16 protein-coding genes are annotated in these 16,650 nt (G+C 34.0%); 11 read left to right on the forward strand and 5 right to left on the reverse strand.

Features of this window, described 5'->3' with window-relative positions; all coding sequences use genetic code 11:
- Nucleotides 1-133 precede the first annotated feature (133 nt).
- The 5 genes from LS64_RS10270 (at nucleotide 134) to LS64_RS10290 (ending at nucleotide 6,033) form a co-directional block, all read left to right on the forward strand.
- Nucleotides 134-1,549: a TolC family protein gene (locus LS64_RS10270; RefSeq protein ID WP_052062732.1), complete on the forward strand. Its 1,416-nt coding sequence runs from the start codon at nucleotides 134-136 to the stop codon at nucleotides 1,547-1,549.
- A 201-nt stretch (nucleotides 1,550-1,750) separates the two neighbouring features.
- A complete protein-coding gene (panD, locus tag LS64_RS10275; protein ID WP_034575170.1) occupies nucleotides 1,751-2,119 on the forward strand; it encodes an aspartate 1-decarboxylase in 369 nt (122 codons plus the stop codon).
- Entirely contained in the window at nucleotides 2,112-2,417 is a 306-nt protein-coding gene (locus LS64_RS10280) for a YbaB/EbfC family nucleoid-associated protein (RefSeq protein WP_034573926.1), read from the forward strand. The genes panD and LS64_RS10280 overlap by 8 nt, the downstream gene beginning before the upstream one ends.
- 11 nt (nucleotides 2,418-2,428) lie before the next feature.
- Nucleotides 2,429-4,072 carry a DUF7488 domain-containing protein gene (locus tag LS64_RS10285; protein ID WP_237416261.1) on the forward strand — a complete coding sequence of 548 codons (1,644 nt, stop codon included), beginning with the start codon at nucleotides 2,429-2,431 and terminating at the stop codon, nucleotides 4,070-4,072.
- Nucleotides 4,073-4,191: 119 nt separating this feature from the next.
- Nucleotides 4,192-6,033: a TolC family protein gene (locus LS64_RS10290; RefSeq protein ID WP_237416260.1), complete on the forward strand. Its 1,842-nt coding sequence runs from the start codon at nucleotides 4,192-4,194 to the stop codon at nucleotides 6,031-6,033.
- Between the two features lie 52 nt (nucleotides 6,034-6,085).
- Here the strand turns inward: LS64_RS10290 and LS64_RS10295 are convergent, their stop codons facing one another.
- From LS64_RS10295 to LS64_RS10315, 5 genes are all read right to left on the reverse strand, one after another.
- Nucleotides 6,086-6,553 (reverse strand): peroxiredoxin, encoded by a 468-nt coding sequence (locus tag LS64_RS10295; RefSeq protein ID WP_034571262.1) that lies wholly within the window; start codon nucleotides 6,551-6,553, stop codon nucleotides 6,086-6,088.
- A 47-nt stretch (nucleotides 6,554-6,600) separates the two neighbouring features.
- Nucleotides 6,601-6,813: a DNA-directed RNA polymerase subunit omega gene (locus LS64_RS10300; RefSeq protein ID WP_034571265.1), complete on the reverse strand. Its 213-nt coding sequence runs from the start codon at nucleotides 6,811-6,813 to the stop codon at nucleotides 6,601-6,603.
- A gap of 95 nt (nucleotides 6,814-6,908) precedes the next feature.
- Nucleotides 6,909-8,348, reverse strand: coding sequence for a GDSL-type esterase/lipase family protein (locus tag LS64_RS10305; RefSeq protein ID WP_052062435.1), 1,440 nt, complete (start codon nucleotides 8,346-8,348; stop codon nucleotides 6,909-6,911).
- Nucleotides 8,349-8,365: 17 nt separating this feature from the next.
- Nucleotides 8,366-9,925, reverse strand: coding sequence for an SGNH/GDSL hydrolase family protein (locus tag LS64_RS10310; protein ID WP_052062436.1), 1,560 nt, complete (start codon nucleotides 9,923-9,925; stop codon nucleotides 8,366-8,368).
- Nucleotides 9,926-10,017: 92 nt separating this feature from the next.
- Nucleotides 10,018-11,394, reverse strand: coding sequence for an MBOAT family O-acyltransferase (locus LS64_RS10315; RefSeq protein ID WP_034571268.1), 1,377 nt, complete (start codon nucleotides 11,392-11,394; stop codon nucleotides 10,018-10,020).
- Nucleotides 11,395-11,570: 176 nt separating this feature from the next.
- Between LS64_RS10315 and LS64_RS10320 the strand changes: the two genes are divergently transcribed.
- The 6 genes from LS64_RS10320 (at nucleotide 11,571) to LS64_RS10345 (ending at nucleotide 16,586) form a co-directional block, all read left to right on the forward strand.
- Nucleotides 11,571-12,521 carry an alpha-2,3-sialyltransferase gene (locus LS64_RS10320; RefSeq protein WP_118988444.1) on the forward strand — a complete coding sequence of 317 codons (951 nt, stop codon included), beginning with the start codon at nucleotides 11,571-11,573 and terminating at the stop codon, nucleotides 12,519-12,521.
- Nucleotides 12,522-12,538: 17 nt separating this feature from the next.
- Nucleotides 12,539-13,486: a class I SAM-dependent methyltransferase gene (locus tag LS64_RS10325; protein ID WP_118962084.1), complete on the forward strand. Its 948-nt coding sequence runs from the start codon at nucleotides 12,539-12,541 to the stop codon at nucleotides 13,484-13,486.
- Nucleotides 13,437-13,673 carry a hypothetical protein gene (locus LS64_RS10330; protein ID WP_138127333.1) on the forward strand — a complete coding sequence of 79 codons (237 nt, stop codon included), beginning with the start codon at nucleotides 13,437-13,439 and terminating at the stop codon, nucleotides 13,671-13,673. Before LS64_RS10325 ends, LS64_RS10330 begins: the two co-directional genes overlap by 50 nt.
- 149 nt (nucleotides 13,674-13,822) lie before the next feature.
- On the forward strand, nucleotides 13,823-14,860 hold the full coding sequence (gene neuB / locus LS64_RS10335; protein WP_034571909.1) for an N-acetylneuraminate synthase: 1,038 nt from the start codon (nucleotides 13,823-13,825) through the stop codon (nucleotides 14,858-14,860).
- Entirely contained in the window at nucleotides 14,844-15,998 is a 1,155-nt protein-coding gene (gene neuC / locus LS64_RS10340; RefSeq protein WP_118949291.1) for a UDP-N-acetylglucosamine 2-epimerase, read from the forward strand. The genes neuB and neuC overlap by 17 nt, the downstream gene beginning before the upstream one ends.
- Nucleotides 15,999-16,118: 120 nt before the next feature.
- Nucleotides 16,119-16,586, forward strand: coding sequence for an RNA pyrophosphohydrolase (locus LS64_RS10345; RefSeq protein WP_034571759.1), 468 nt, complete (start codon nucleotides 16,119-16,121; stop codon nucleotides 16,584-16,586).
- Nucleotides 16,587-16,650 lie beyond the last annotated feature (64 nt).

Raw genomic sequence — 16,650 nt, forward strand, 5'->3', positions numbered from 1 at the left:
ATTTACATAAAATCGATAAAATTAAAAATTTTATTTGCGGATTAAGAATGGATTTAGAATCTAAAGGGTAGAATCTAGATTCTAAAGTTATGAAATTTGTAAGTTTAGATTCTAAAAGTAAGGGGTTAAAGAAATGTCAAAATGGCTTTTAAAAATGAAAAATCTAAAAAATAAAATTGCAATCTTTTTAGCGAGTATATTGACCTTAGCAAACGCCACACACGCGGCGCCAAATGATACTAGCGACTTTTTTTTAAACGCAAATATGCAAGAAGCAAACCTAGCACAAAAGGAAGCAAAGGCGACTGAACTGCAACTTGAATCTGTCTTGCGGGCAAATACCCAAAGTGGCAAGACCCTAAGCGAGCTACTAAAATCTGCTGAAAATAACTACTCACTGCAAGGGCAAAAGCTCCTTGATACACAGGCACAACGCGATTATTTGGTATCCCAACTTGCCTTTATCCCGACCCTTGATGGCAAGTATAATTTCTCAAAAACATCCACAAGTGCGAATTTCGGCTATCAAAGTCAAAATTTTCAACTTGCGTTTAACTGGACGCTTGACTATGCTACTTATGAAGCGATGCGAGAAAAGGGCGCGACTGCCAAAAAGGCAAATTATGACACGCAATATGCCCGTCAAAGCGTGTATTTGCAGGTAGTCCAGCAGTATTACACTTATTTTAATAATGAATCAAGTCTCATTACACTCCAGCAAAAGTTAGCCCAGATTCAAAGCGATGTGGATAGAGTGCAAAAGCTTTACGACCAAGGGCTTCGCACCATTGCGGATTTGGAGTCGCTAAAATCGCAGGCGGCTACGACAAAATATGAGATTGACAATGCGACGTTGGCGTTGATTCAAAGCAAACTTATGCTTGAGTATCTCACAAATGAAAAGATTGATGGGCTAAAACGCACGAATATGCAAGACCCAAGCCTTGAGCTGAATGATAGGAGCGATATAAAGTCCCTAGAGTTTCAAATAAAGGCACTGAAGCACCAAAACGCCCAGCTGCACTACTATCCTAGCTTTACGCTGCAGGATACTTACACTTATAATGCGCAGGTGCCAGACTTTGTAACGCAGATGATGGCACAAGGCGGTGGGAGTGCGGGGCTACTTGCGAATTATGCCACGCATAACAATGTTTTTGGTATGAATGTGACTTATCAAATCTTTGCAAAAATCGGGCTTAGCGTGCAAAAGCAGAGCTTTCGCCTTGCCACAATCGCAAATGAGAAAAATCTAGCCTATAAAAAAGCCGAGCAAAAAAAGGACGAAGAGCTTTACAGAAAGGCAATCGAAGTGGCGAAAAATCAAATAAATAGCGCAAAAGCGTCATTAATTTCGGCAAATCTATCCTATGATAATATGAAAAAGCGATATGACGCAAATTTGGTAACTTTCACTGAATATCTAACCGCACTAAGCACAAAATATGACGCTGAATCTACATTTATACAAGCGTTAAACAACTACGAGATTCAAAAAGCAAACTACATTTTTTACAGCGGACAAGATATTGAAAAGTATGTGAAGTAAAGGATAATTATGGAATCTAAAAGTATAAAGAGAAAAGATTCTAAAAATACGAAGTCTAAAGATTCTAAAGTTATAGAATCTGCAAAATTACAGAATCTAGATTCTAAACGTATCAAAGATTCTAAGTTAGTTTCTAAAGATTCTAAGGGCAAGAAAGATTCTAAAACAGATTCTAAAAAAGAAAAAGATTTACATAAAAATTTGCGTGTGGATATGCTATTTGCAAAAATTCATCGATGTAAAGTGACAGAGGCAAACTTAAATTATGTCGGCAGTATTAGCATAGATTCTAAGCTAATGGACGCCGCAGGGATAATGGAGGGAATGAAAGTTGATGTCGTAAATATCAATAATGGCGAGAGATTTACCACCTATGCAATCCCTGCAAAAGCAAATAGTGGAGTTATTTGCATAAATGGCGCAGCGGCGCGAAAAGCCCATAGCGGCGATATTGTCATAATAATTGCTTATGCAAATATGAAATTGAAAGCGGCGAAAAATTTCAAGCCAAAAATCGTGTTTGTAGATTCCAACAATCGCATAGTTACAAAAGGAGAAGTTGATGTTTGACCCAAAAGATTTGCAAAACCTGCTAGGCAGCGTGCAAGACCAGCTAAAAGAGTATGATGAAAAGGCAAAGCAAAAGATTATCACAAGCAAGAGCGGCGGTGGGCTAATTGATGTGAAATTTAATGGGGTGGGCGAACTTGTCGATATTAATATTGATGATGAGCTGTTAAGCGATAAGGCTGCGTTGCAGATTCTATTAATTAGCGCGATAAATGAGGGCTACAAGCAGATTGAGGAAGAAAAAAAAGATGATTTATTCGAGCAGGTGAAAAATCTAAATCCTTTTAAATTTCAATAATGGAGTTTGATATGTTAGAATTTAATTTTATAAAAGTTATGAAATACAGAATCTTAAGTGTTATTTTACCTTTAATTTTTGCAACTTTTGCAAATGCCGCCGATGATTTAAATAACGCAAATGATTTAGAGAGCGAGTTTAATAAGCTGAACTCAACTAAGATTCCAAGCACGATACAAGCCCCAGAGGAAAATGTGGTAAATAGCAAGAATGTCGAGGTGCGCGAGAAAGATGGAATGCTGCAAAGTAGCGAGCAAGAAGTAATCGACTTGTATGGCAATACGCAGGTGCAAGAAAAGGTTGATTTTAGCCATTGTGCGACTTTTTACAAACAAGCAAGTGTGAATCTTGGCAATAATTTATATGCGATTCGCCTTAAAAATGGCGCTGTAGTCGGCTATAATCCTACCAGACCTGTGGTTAAAGGCTTGGCAAAATATGACCCATTTGTCGGGCTTTTTGAAATTCGTGAAAGTATCGGCTCAAAATATGCGTATGAAATGGCTGATATTGATGATTATGCCCTTAGTCAAGAGCTTGCTAGCACGGGTATTAAAGGGGCTAAAGTAGGGCGATTTGAGGAGCATCAAAAAGGCTTTTTAATACCAGCGAAATTTTCAGTGCCAACGCAAAAAAATGGCGTAATTAGCAACATTTGCTATAGAATCTATGGGCTAAGTGTCGGTGGAAATGGCTTTATTGAAAAGCGTTATATTGATAGATTTTTGAGCCAGGATAAGCCTTATTATGGCGATATAGGCGTGCGTTTTCAAGAGGTGGATACTGAAAATGCGACATTTGTTGTCCAGTTTGCCGACCCATTTTTCCCTAATAATCCTTTTAAGAGAGGCGATGTGCTAATTTCGATAAATGATTCCGCGCCAAAGGACTGGGGCGATTTGGAGTGGAAAATTGCGAATTTAGAGCAGGGCGAGGAGGCAGATATTAAGATTAGACGCGGTGAAGTGCTAAAAAATATGGTGGTGAAAGTTGGTCGCCGATATGGTGGGATGCTGCTGCCTGATAGCTTTTTAGAGCGGTTTAACTTTGATATTTCAAGTGATTTTGTGGTGCAGAAGTCGCCTAGCCAGGGCGCATTTTCAAAATTGCGTAAAGGCGATAAGATTTTATTTATAAATAACATTGACTTGCGGCAGCTACGTGTGGCAAATACTGCGCAAAAAAATGAGCTACTGCGTGAGCTTTTTACGCGTTTGCAAAATAATCAAGTGGATTACAGAGAGGCGCAAAAATCGCACAAAAACGCCAAAAAGAAATATGGTAGCAAGGATATACTAGAGCAGTTTCAAAGCAAAGATTCTACGCAAAATCGGCAAAATAGCTTTTATCGCAAGATGAGCGAAAATATGGATGAGTTTATCAATGCTGAGAGCAATAAACGTGGGCAAATGCCGTCTTTGACCCCTGATACAAGTGGGCAAAATGACTTGCATTCATTTAGCGGCGATGGAATCTTGCGTGATAGCGGCACGCAAAGTATGCGAACCATTTATGATATGTATGACGCAGGCAGCGAAGTAGTCAAACCTAAAAAGGATAAAATAAAAAACTATGATGAGCTAGAAGAATACGGCGGCAATATCAACTTTTTAATTGATAGACAGGGCTTCCAATTCCGCGTCCCACTAGAGTAGTTATGAAATCAAATATATTTTCTAAACAAGATTCTACACAAAAATAAAGTATAATTAATATTTAATCTTATTTTTGCTGAATTTTTTGTGGAAGCAATAAAGTTAGGGAATTTAGAATAATGTTAAGAAAAAATATTGATATTTGTATGTTTTTTGTTATTGTTATTTTGTTTAGTAGTTGTGCTAAGATTCCAAGTGAAGAAACTCTACTTAATAAAACTAATGTGCCAAATAGTTTTAGAAATGCTAAGTTTTTATTAGAATCTAATATGGAATCTAGTTTGCAAAACTCGCAAGATAAAATATTACAAAAAGCAGATTCTATAAATAAAGCGAGTTTAGATTCTAAAGATTCTATAAATTTAACACAAATTACAGAATCTAAAACTACAAAAGATTCTAACTTAGCAAATTTGCAAGAAATATCTAGTAAAGATTCTAAAAATACTAATAATATAGAATCTAAAAACGCAACAGAAGATTCCATAAAAGTTATAGAATCTAAAACTAAAGATTCTAAAGAAACGTCGGCAAATGCGACAAAAGATAAACTAGATTCTAAAGATTTTAAAAATACAGAATCTAAAACAAAAGATTCTAAAACCACAAAAGACAAAATAAAAAACAAAAACACCTACACCGACACATTTTTCTCCATTTTTGACGACCCGATTTTAGTCGATTTAACAAACAAAGCACTAAAATCAAACACAAACCTGCTAACGCTAGAATCCGCCATAAGACAAGCAAGAGCCACCGCCAAAATCAACACCGCAGCGATGTTTCCACGCGTTACTGCTGGGGCAAACTACAATTATAGCGATAACAACTACCGCAGCATCCAAACCAACACGATTAACCAAAATAGTGCAAATGCGTCCCTTACATTTAGCTGGGAACTCGACATTTTGGGCAAACTAAACGCGCTGCGAATGGCAAGCGACCAAAATACGCTAAGTGCGCTGCAAAATCTAAGTCAGGCTCAAGTCGTGCTAATCGGCGATGTGGCTAGCTTCTATTTCACCATTCGCCAGCTTAGCGAGGCGATTGCCCTAAACCGCGAGATTACCGCGAATTTGCAAGAGATTTACGAGCTAACGCAAAGTCGCTATGATTTGGGCTTAATCGGGCTAGATTCCCTTGCCACCACGAAAAGCAACTATCTAAATCAAAAAAATACGACACTAAATTTGGAAAGCACTTTGGAGCAAAATATTAACGCGTTACTTGTGCTGCTAAATGCCCATGAGCTAGGCTTTTCGCTTGATTCTAGCTATGAGTTTAACGCGCCTTCCTTGCCTAGCATTACCGCCCTGCCAGCTGATATAATTTTCAATCGCCCCGATGTGCGAAGTAGCGTGTATAGCCTAAATGCGAGCATTTATCAGCGTTATAATAAGAAAATGGCGCTTTTTCCTAGCCTTAGTTTGAGTAGCAATTTGGGGCAGATTCTAATGAGTCCTACGCGCGCTGTAGGCGACCTTGCTTGGCAAATCGCGGGTAACCTTTCTATGCCGCTAATCAATCGCTATAGCATAACGCAGGATTATATCATTAGTAAGGAAGCCACAAAACAGGCGTTTTACACCCTGCAAAACACGATAAACACGGCACTTGGCGAAATCGAAAATGCGATGAAAAATATGGAAGTGACTGCCTTAAGCCGCGATAATACCGCGCAAAGCTATGATGTGAATAAAAGCACTTATGAGATTATGGAATCGCAATATAATCAAAAGCTAATTGATGATATTTCAAAGCTAGAGTATGCGAATACTTACTTGCGCGCACGCGTTTCGCTATTGTCTGCGCATTTGAGTGAAAATCAAGCCGCAATTGCGTTGTATAAAGCATTTGGCGGGGATTTTAATCCTAGCGTTTTTGCAGATTCTAACTTGCAGACCACCGCCGTGCCAAAGGAAGTTGATAGTGAAATGGAGGACATCGCCGATGGCGTATGATACCATTTTTATATAATGTGTTAAATATAATTCCATACTTCGTTTAATATTTTTACAACTTTTCCACACATTCAAGGACTTTTTGAGCGTGCCCTTTAGCCCGAACATTGTAAAAAGATTCTAAAATCTTGCCATTTTTAATGATAAAAGTGCTGCGAATTATGCCCTGCACTTCCTTACCATACATCATTTTTTTGCCAAAAGCGTGATATTTGCTAGCCACAGCCCTTTTTTCATCGCTTAGTAAAATAATGTTTAGGTTTTTAGATTCTATAAATTTTTTATGCGTGCTAGTTTTATCAGGGCTAATGCCGATAATTACGCAATCTAAGCGTTCAAATTCCGCTTTTAACGCACTAAATTCTTGTGCTTCAGTTGTGCAACCACTCGTATTATCCTTAGGATAAAAATACAAAATAATCGTTTTTTCCCCCAAATCACGCAAGGAAATTTCGACATTATCTTCATTAGGCAAACTAAAATCTGGGGCTACATCGCCTTTTTTAAGTTTAGATTCCATAAAACTCCAAAAATTAAAAGAAATTAAGTATAAAAATTATAAAAATACTAATTTACGGGTGTAATCATACCTTCGGCAATCTCACACAATGCAATATCGCAAGGGTCCATTCTCTTTAAATACTCCTTAGAATACGACAGCAAGGGCGTAGCACCATTATTAAGCTCTTTTACCCGCGCAAAAACAAGCACTGAAAGCCTATATCTATCGTTGTCGGTTTGTGCTAAAGCCTTTGAGATTACTTGCTCTATTCGTAACATTTTAGCTCCTTTTGTAAAATTTTAAGGTTATTTTAAGTTAAATATGCAATTTTGTTTAAACTGATAATTATAGCAAAAAAATTGTTTAGAATCTACTATTTTGTGTCAAAAAATTTTTGATTTAAAGAATAAAATAAGGCGTCAGCGGTGAGGTAGTAGCCTTGTGGGGTTAGATGGACATCTTTTTTGCTTAGATTATTTTTTATCCAAATGTCTTTTGTGGTTTTTATGGAATCTTGCATAGCGTTTTTATTTCCAACAGGGACGTTTTTAGCGTTTTTGGCTGTGTTTTTAGTGCTTTTTGAGTTAGTGTTTTTAGAATTTTTTGCCTTATTTTGTTCTTGTTTTTCTAACTCTTTATCTAATTCATCTTTGGCAGAAGATTCTATAAATTCACTCATATTAAATAGTAGCGTGTGTTCTTTTCTTGCTAGTTTAATAACGGCGGCATTTACCGCTTTGTTATTTCTTGTTTCCACATATTTTTTCTTTTCCATTTTCAAAACAGGCGGCGGGGCGACTAAAATAAATACGCACTCTTTATTATATTCACGCAAAAGTGCGATAAAATCGGCATAGTTTTTTATAAATTTCTCTTCATTAAACACATCATACATCGCATCATTTGAGCCATAACTAAGAATGATAATGTCATAATCTAAAATATCTAATTCACTTTTTAAAATCTCTTTATCCCACTTAAGCCAAATATCGCTACGCACGCCATTTAAGCCGATTGATTCTACGATATTATTGTCATTATTTTTGTAAAAAAAGTAGCCACCAAGCATTGCATTTTCACTTAATGCAGTGATATTTATAGGGAAATTTAGCTCTAAAAGTTGCATTTCCCATTTATTTATTTCCTTTGTTTGCAAAATAAATGAATTTTTAGAATCTTGCACTAAAAAAGCTGGATTTTTGCTGTCATTTTTGTAGATAATTTGTGTAATAAATGTGTCATTTTTGATATTTGATTTAGGATTTATATCTAGTTTTATAAATGAGTTAGATTCCGTATTTTTCGAGCTTTTAGCACTCTTAGCGGCTTCATTTATCTCATTTATTTTTGGATATGCGATTACTCCACCTAAAGGAAAATTTAGCATTTCTAAATTTGGTAAATTTTTTAATTGACTTAAAGGCATTCTAACATCTAAAATATTAAAATTTTTTGCTTCATAATTTAAAATTAAGCTTTGATGAGATATCGGCTGGAGCGGATATGTAAAGCCTAGTGCGTTAATATTTCCTAGCAAATTTCTAAATTCATTTGCGATAAAATCACTAGCGATATGAGAGTCGCCAAAGATTCTAATTTTTAGATTTTTTTTACTTTTCCATTTAGTCGCAACTTTTTTTAGAATCTCTTTATTTCTTTTATCGCTAAAATCATGCAAAATTGCTTTTTCTAGATAGCTTTTATATTGTGGATTTTTATAAAGAAATGAGTTTTCTTGCACCTTAAAACTCTCGCAATTTAGGGCGTTTAAGCTTAATATTAAAAATACTAAAAATATCTTTCTAATTGCCATTTCTTACTCCTTTAAATTTACTCAATATTATTAAAAAATGGATGATTTTTTAGGGCATCTTTGCTTATATTTTCATCATTTTTTTCTAAATTTTCATTAGATTCTATATTTTTTATTTCTTTTATTTCTTTTTTAGATTTTTTTTGCTCTTTTTGCTCTAAATTCTCTAAATTTATAGAATCTTTTTGCTTATTTTTATTTAAATTTTCATTAGATTCTATGTTTTTTAAATCAGATTCTATATTTTTTAAATCAGTTTGATTTTGCTCAACATGACTATTTTCATTAGAATCTTTAGAATCTTGCAAGATAGAATCTTTAGAATCTGTCCCTAATTTTTTATTACGATTTATTATAGATTCTATAAGTTTATCTTTATCTTTACTTTCAATATTTATAATTTCTGGCTTAGAATCTTGTGAGCTAGATTCTATAATTTCTAAATGTGAAAAAAGCGAATCACTTAAAATTTTCGCACCACTTTTTGTAAAGTGAATATTGTCATCAGCCCTTACCTGCACGCTTTTCCCACTAGAATCTTTAAGAAATTTCACATATTTAGAATCTTGCAAAATATTCTCACTTGAAATAAAAATCCCCCCATTTTCACGCACTTTCTCCCTAAAAATCTCATTTAAAACTTTCAGCTTATTATTTAGGCTTTCTTTTTTTACCGCAGGGACTTCAAACCACATCAGCGCCGCATTATTGCCCTTCGCCACATCGATAATTTCTTGCACGCGCGACCCATACACATCAATCCAGCCAGCCGAGCCAAACTTATGCGTGCCGCTATCCCAAATATCCCAGCCATCATTCATACCCAAACACACGACCAGCACGGCAATCTGCGGGTTTTGCTTAAAGGCATTTTTGGCTTCCTTTATCCAGTTAAAACTTTTCAAAAGCACAAGCCCGGTGCTTTGTTTTGCGATATTTTTGACCTTAAATCCAGCGTTTCGCAAGTCCTTATTTAACGCAAATCCTATGCCCTGCATTAATGAATCACCGATTAGCAAAAAATTTGCGCCTTTTTTTATATATAACTTATCATTTTTTATTTCCCAACCTTTAGAACTTTTTTGATTAAAAGTATTAAAATTAGTAACTTTGTTAGAATCTAAGTTAGCAGATTCTATCTTAGAATCTTCTTTAGATTCTATATTATTTTCCGCGATAGAATCTTCTTTGATTTCTATATTAGAATCTTGCGAAATTTCTAAGTTATTTTCCAAAATATTATTAGATTCAGTATTTTTAGATTCTATAGAATCTTCTTTAAATGTTTCACTTACATTAGAATCTAAATTGCTAGAATCTATATCTTTAGAATCTACTTTAGAATCTAGCTCACCAGATTCTACCCCCAAAGTTGAATCTTTATCAAGTAAGAAGATTCTATACTTTTCAAGCTCATTAGTTACATTATTTGCAATATTGAATATAGAATCAGTTTCATTTATACTAATTTCATAATGATATTGTTGTGCTACAAAATTCACCAAACTTTTATAAAAAAAGTAGCTTAAAATCAGCATACAAACAACGCAAATATATACAAATTTTACAAATTTCATATCCTACAAACCCTTTATACACCGCGATTTTGGCGAGTCGAAAAGCGAGTTGAAAACCGACTTTAAAACAGATTCTAAAACAATAGCAAACATTAAAACCCCGCATAAATAAAATTTGGTATCCCACTAGGAGAAAAGCCGATAATTAAAATTAGAAAAAAACTAAAAATAAATGGCTGAATAATAAATGGAATCTTAGTTAGGAATATACTAATTTTTCGCTCAATATCTTTCAAAAATGGATATAGTAAAAAAGCTAAAATTAGGATTAATAGAATTGTTACTTCATTATCACTAACTGGCATTGCGACATTAAAATAAAAAGATTCTAAATAAAAAATCGCATCACTAAAGCTCTCAAAATAAAAAAACACCCACGCAAACATCACAAAATTTATTGTTAAAAAGCTAGATAAATAAGGCAGCGAAATGCTAAATTTATAGAATCTAAAAATGTTAAAAACCACGAGTCCTACGCCATGCAAAAGCCCCCAAATAAGAAAATTTAGGCTATTTCCATGCCAGATACCAGAGATTGCAAAAGAAATTAGAATAAAAACCTGCGTTAAAAAAAAACCACGTTTATTGCCACCTAGCGGAATGTAGATAAAATCGCGGATAAAATGCGAGAGAGTAATGTGCCATCGCCCCCAAAAATCGCGGATATTTCGCGCCGCATAAGGCATATTAAAATTTTGCGGCAGATGAAAGCCAAGCATCAAAGCAAACGCGCTAACCAAATCCACATAGCCGCTAAAATCGCAATACAGCCGCAGTCCATAAGCATAGATTCCAAGCAGGAGCGAGATGACGCTAAAATCGGCTGGATTTTGCAAAATATTATCACTAAAGCCCTGTAAATAGGACGCAAAAAGCACCTTTTTTGTCAGTCCAAAAATGATTAGCACAAAAATTAGCTCCATTTTGGAGAAGATTCTATACTCGTGCAGCTGTGTGAAAAAAAAGCTAGATTTCATAATAGGACCTGAAATAAATGTTGGGAAAAATGAAAGATATGTGGCTAAATCTTTCAAATTTTCTAACTTTCTATTTTTATAAACTTCGCTTAAATAAGTGATAGATGCAAAAGTGTAAAAACTAATGCCAAGCGGAAAAATGATAAAATCCGCTAGGAAATCTAAACCAACAAAGGCAAAAATGGCAATCACAGAATCTTTTATGCTAGAAAAATACTTAAAAAAACTCAAAATTAACACCAAAATGCTAACGCAAAAAAGCAAAATAATGCCATAATCAAAGCGATAAAGTAAGCGCGAAAAAAGATAAATCACAAGCGTGTAAAGCCCGACTACAAGGGCAAAGTAAGGGTTTATCCATATTAAAATCACATAATTAAAAATTAAAATACTGCTATTTTGCGCTTTCACTCCATAATGTCGAAAAATCCACCAGTAAGCGCACACAAAAATAAGCAAAACAATAGCAAACTCTGGAGAAAAATAAATCAAAACCACGCCTAAAATGAAGTTAAAAAACAAAGGATTATAGTTTAAAAATGTTAAAGTTTAGAATCTTTAAAAACCTAATAAACTAAATAAATTTAAAAAAGTTATAAAATATTTAAATTAATCTAAACTCTTTTATTATAATTGCTAGATATTTTTACACACATAAAGGATAGTTAATGAAAGTTATTGATGATAATAAATATAATGTGGGGGGGGGGGGTAATCCTATTTTAGAATCTAAAATAGATTCTAGAAAAATCATAATTGCTGGAAATGGTCCTAGTGTAAAAGAGATTGACTACAAAAGAATGCCACTTGATTGCGATATATATCGCTGCTCTCAATTTTACTTTGAAGATAAATATTATTTAGGGAAAAAGATTAAGGGTGTAAACAGCGTACCTTTCGCAGTGTATAATCAATTTTACAATCTATGCCTTTTACTTCAAAACAAAGAGTATTTTTTCGAAGAGTTAATTATGACAGGGATGCCAGAAGAGTTTAAGTCTTTAGATGATTTTAAACGAGATTACCCAAATGCAATAATTGGTTATAAGTTACTAGAAAGAATACCTGCTTATTTTAATTATATAAATTTTTATGAATTATATTTTGGGCAAAGGCCAACTAGTGCAGTGCAGTTATGTGCTATAGCAGTAGCTAGAGGCTATAAAGAGATTTATGTAGTAGGTATTGATTTTTATGAGAAGGGGCAATATTCATATTTTTACGATTTTGACAAGACAAATTTAGGGCAGTTTTTACCAAAATATGATATTACAGAAAGAGAATGTCACAATAAAACTTTAGATATAAATGCTTTAGTATTTTTGCAAGAACATTACAATGTTAATATATATTCTTTGTGTCCAAATAGTCCTTTTAGTAAGTATTTTCCATTAGCACCTAATATAGATTCTAACTTCGTGGTAGAATCCAAGAGTGAACACAATCAAACAGATATTATTATACCTAACTTACAACATGTTAAAAGCAATAAAAATAGGTTTAAAGAAATAAATTCTTTAAAACATGGTTGGCGAAATAACATCTATTATAAAATCTTTAAAGATTTATTTAGATTACCAAGCGATGTAAAAAACTACCTAAAAGCTAAGAAAATATGAGATTTTAAGGAGCAAATATGATTGCAAAATATGGTAAAAAATTTGATAACAAAGCGATAAAAAGGACGCCAAAATGGCTACAAGATTCTATGAAAAACTCTAAAAAAATTGCAAAAAGCTTTGCAAATAAAGAGCGTAAAAATCTTACAAAATGCCCTATGTGTGAGAGTAATAAGGCTAGATTCTATGTGAATATCTATGATTTTAAATATGTAGAATGTCAAAACTGCCAAAATATATATTTACAAAATCCTATTTTAAACACAAGTGAGCTATACACAAATGATGGCAAGGATAGCCATTATAGTGGCGTTTATCTTAGTGATTCTATCTTTTTTAATCGTGTTAAAAATATTATTTTTCCTAAGATTAAGTTTATAGATTCTGTGGTTAAGGCTGAGTCCGCTTTGCTGCAAAGCAAAGCGGAAAAATTTTTAGAATCTAAAATGTGGCTAGATATAGGCTCTGGCGGTGGCGATTGTCTTTATTGTGCTAAGTCTTTGGGGTATAAGATTAGTGGGTTTGAATCTGATTTGCAAGCACTAAATTTTTCAAATGCAAAATTAGATTCTAAAAATATAGAATCTAATCCTGTAAAACAAGGCTTTTTAGATATTTTTAACTGCGATAAAGATTTGCTAGATTCTATACAAAAAGCAGATGTGGTTTCATTTTTTAATGTTTTAGAGCATTTAGATTATCCAAGACAAACAATAGAGTTTTTTGCTAAAAATATGAAAAAAGATTCTTTTTTGGTGCTTGAAGTGCCTAAACATAAAAGTTTAGCTAGCTTTGCAAATCTCAATGCACCAAATCGAGTTTATCGCCATTTTATCGCACCATTTCATTTGAATATTTTTTCGCTTAAATCTTTAGAGATTGCATATTCAAATAATGCGGATTTTATGGATGATAATGCCGCTGTTGCTACGGGGGGGGGGGGTAATGCCTACTCTAACTCATAAAGGCTTTAATCTTGTAGGGAAATGGGAGTATGGACAAGGCTTTATGGATATAATCCACGCCTTCCCTAGATTCTATAAAGATAAGGAAATATACGAAAAGCTAAGTAGCATCTCAAATGAGATTCAAAAAATCATTGATAAAGCTGGCTTAGGCGACTTTTTATTAATTGTATTAAAAAAGGAGTGATTTATAGAATCTAGATTTTATAGTCATTGCGAGCGAAGTGAAGCAATCCATACCTTTAACATAGATTGCCACGAATTGACTTCGTCAATTCTCTCAATGACATTTTTATAGAATCTAGATTCTATAAACTTTATAATTAAAGGAAAAATATGCAAATAGAAATTGAAAATTTAATTATTTCAAATGATACGCCACCATTGATTGTCCCAGAAATTGGCATTAATCATAATGGTAGCTTAGAAATAGCAAAACTTATGGTAGATGCTGCCAAAAGGGCAGGGGCAAAAATCATAAAACATCAAACGCACATTATAGAAGATGAAATGAGTAGCGAAGCCAAAAAAGTAATCCCGGGAAATGCAGATATAAGCATATATGAAATAATGAAAAAATGCGCTCTAAACTACAAAGATGAACTAGCCTTAAAAGAATATACAGAATCTAAAGGCTTGGTATATCTTAGTACCCCATTTTCAAGGGCTGCGGCAAATAGATTGCAAGATATGAATGTATCCGCCTTTAAAATCGGTAGTGGAGAGTGCAATAACTATCCATTGCTAAAACATATCGCAAGTTTTAAAAAGCCTATAATCCTTAGCACAGGTATGAATAATTTAGAATCTATTAGCAAAGCAGTAAAGATTCTAAAAGATAATGAAATACCTTTCGTGCTACTTCACACTACAAATCTTTATCCTACACCTAAAAACTTAGTGCGTTTAAATGCGATGCTAAGACTAAAAGAATTTAGCCCACTTTATGGCTTAAGCGACCACACAACTGATAACTTAGCCGCACTAGGTGCGGTAGCTTTAGGAGCATGTGTAATCGAGCGACACTTTACAGATTCTATGGATAGAAAAGGACCTGATATTATTTGCTCAAATGATGAAAACACACTAAAAGATTTAATACAAAAAAGCCAAGAAATGTTTATTATGCGTGGTAGCAGTATAGAATCTAAAGAAGCTGCTAAAGAAGAGCAAGTAACAATAGACTTTGCATTCGCAAGTATCGTAAGCATAAAGGATATAAAAAAGGGCGAGATTCTAAGCACGGAAAATATTTGGGTAAAGCGACCGGGAAAAGGTGGAATAAGTGCGGAGTATTATGAAAGTTTGCTAGGTAAAAAAGCTACAAAAGATATAAACCAAGATAGGCAGTTAAAATATGACGACTTTGAGTAAAAGAAAAAAAATAGTGTTTGTAAGCGGGACAAGGGCTGATTTTTCTAAGATGAAAAGCCTTATGAAAAAGGTAGAAGATTCTAAAGATTTTGAAGCAATCATTTTTGCGACAGGAATGCACTTAAGCAAAAACTTTGGCTTAACCGTGCGAGAAATAGAAAAAAGTGGCTTTCAAAACATATATCGCTTTATAAACCACGATAAATATTATCAAATGGATTTAGCCCTATCAAGCACTATTGATGGTTTTTCTAAATTTATAAATGAATATGAGCCTGATTTAATTGTAGTGCATGGCGATAGAATTGAGCCTTTGGCTGCTGCTATTGTAGGAGCGTTAAATAATATTTTAGTCGCACATATTGAAGGGGGAGAAGTAAGTGGGACAATAGATGATAGCTTGCGTCACTCTATATCAAAGCTAGCACATATTCATTTAGTAAATGATTCTAACGCGCAAAAAAGGCTTTTGCAGCTAGGGGAAAATAAAGATTCTATATTTATTATAGGTTCGCCTGATTTAGACATTCTAGCGCATAATGATATTAGTTTGGATGCGGCAAAAAAGTATTATGATATTGACTTTAGCGATTATGCTATCGCTATTTTTCATCCCGTGACAACGGAGCTAGATAGTTTAGAATCTCAAATTAATGAATTTGTAACCGCCTTGATTGAAAGCAAGCAAAACTATATTGTGATTTATCCAAATAATGATTTGGGTTTTAATATTATTTTAAATGCTTATAAAAGGCTTGAAAATAACGCACATTTTAAGCTTTTTCCATCATTGCGATTTGAATATTTTATTACGCTTTTAAAGCATTGCAAATTTATCATAGGAAACTCAAGCTGCATTCTTAAAGAAGCAGTATTTTTTGGAGTGCATGGTATAAATGTCGGCACAAGGCAAAATAATAGAGCAGGGATAAATAATAAAAATATCACAAATGTAGGTGCTAAAAGCAAAGAGATTCTAAACGCCATAAAAAATATAGAATCTATAGAATCTAAACACACAGATTCTGCACATAATACGCAAAATACAGAGCGAAGCGACACCAGATTCTATAATCTGCTAGAACAAGGCAACATATTTAACATTAGCAAACAAAAGACTTTTAGAGATATTTTTTAATGAAATGAGTTACTAATTTTTAAGAAATAAAATGGTATTATTTCAAAATATTAAGTTTATATAAACTTAAATGAAGCAGTGGTGTAAAGAATCTAGAGGCAATAAAAATAGAGAAGTGAAATGCAAGATAATAGTTACAGGCAGAATGTTGCGGCGATTGTGCTTAGTGATAAGTATCCTAATGTGTGCGAGTTTTTTTTGGGGGAGCGGCATGATTTGAAGGGCATTTGGCAGTTTCCGCAAGGGGGCATTGATGATGGGGAAAGTCCGCAGGATGCGTTATTGCGTGAGCTTGGTGAAGAAATTGGCACAAGCGAAGTCGAAGTCCTAGCAAGCCTGCCGCAATGGCTAAGTTATGACTTTCCACCAGGTGTAAAAGAGCGGATGAAGCCTTACGTGGGGCAGAATCAAAAGTATTTTTTGGTGAAATTAAAAAAAGATTCAAGTGTGAATATACAGACGGCTGAGCCTGAGTTTTGTCGGTATGAGTTTGTCGATTATGAGCAGCTTTTGGAGCGGATAAATCATTTTAAAAAGGGCGTTTATATGAAGGCGTTGAGCTATTTTCGTAAAGAAGGGTATATATAGAATCTAGAATTTTAAAGGTAAAAAGCTATGAAATTTGAAATATCATTTTGGAGAAAGTTATGCT

The organism is Helicobacter saguini, from assembly GCF_000762875.2.
Taxonomy (GTDB): Bacteria; Campylobacterota; Campylobacteria; order Campylobacterales; family Helicobacteraceae; genus Helicobacter_A; species Helicobacter_A saguini.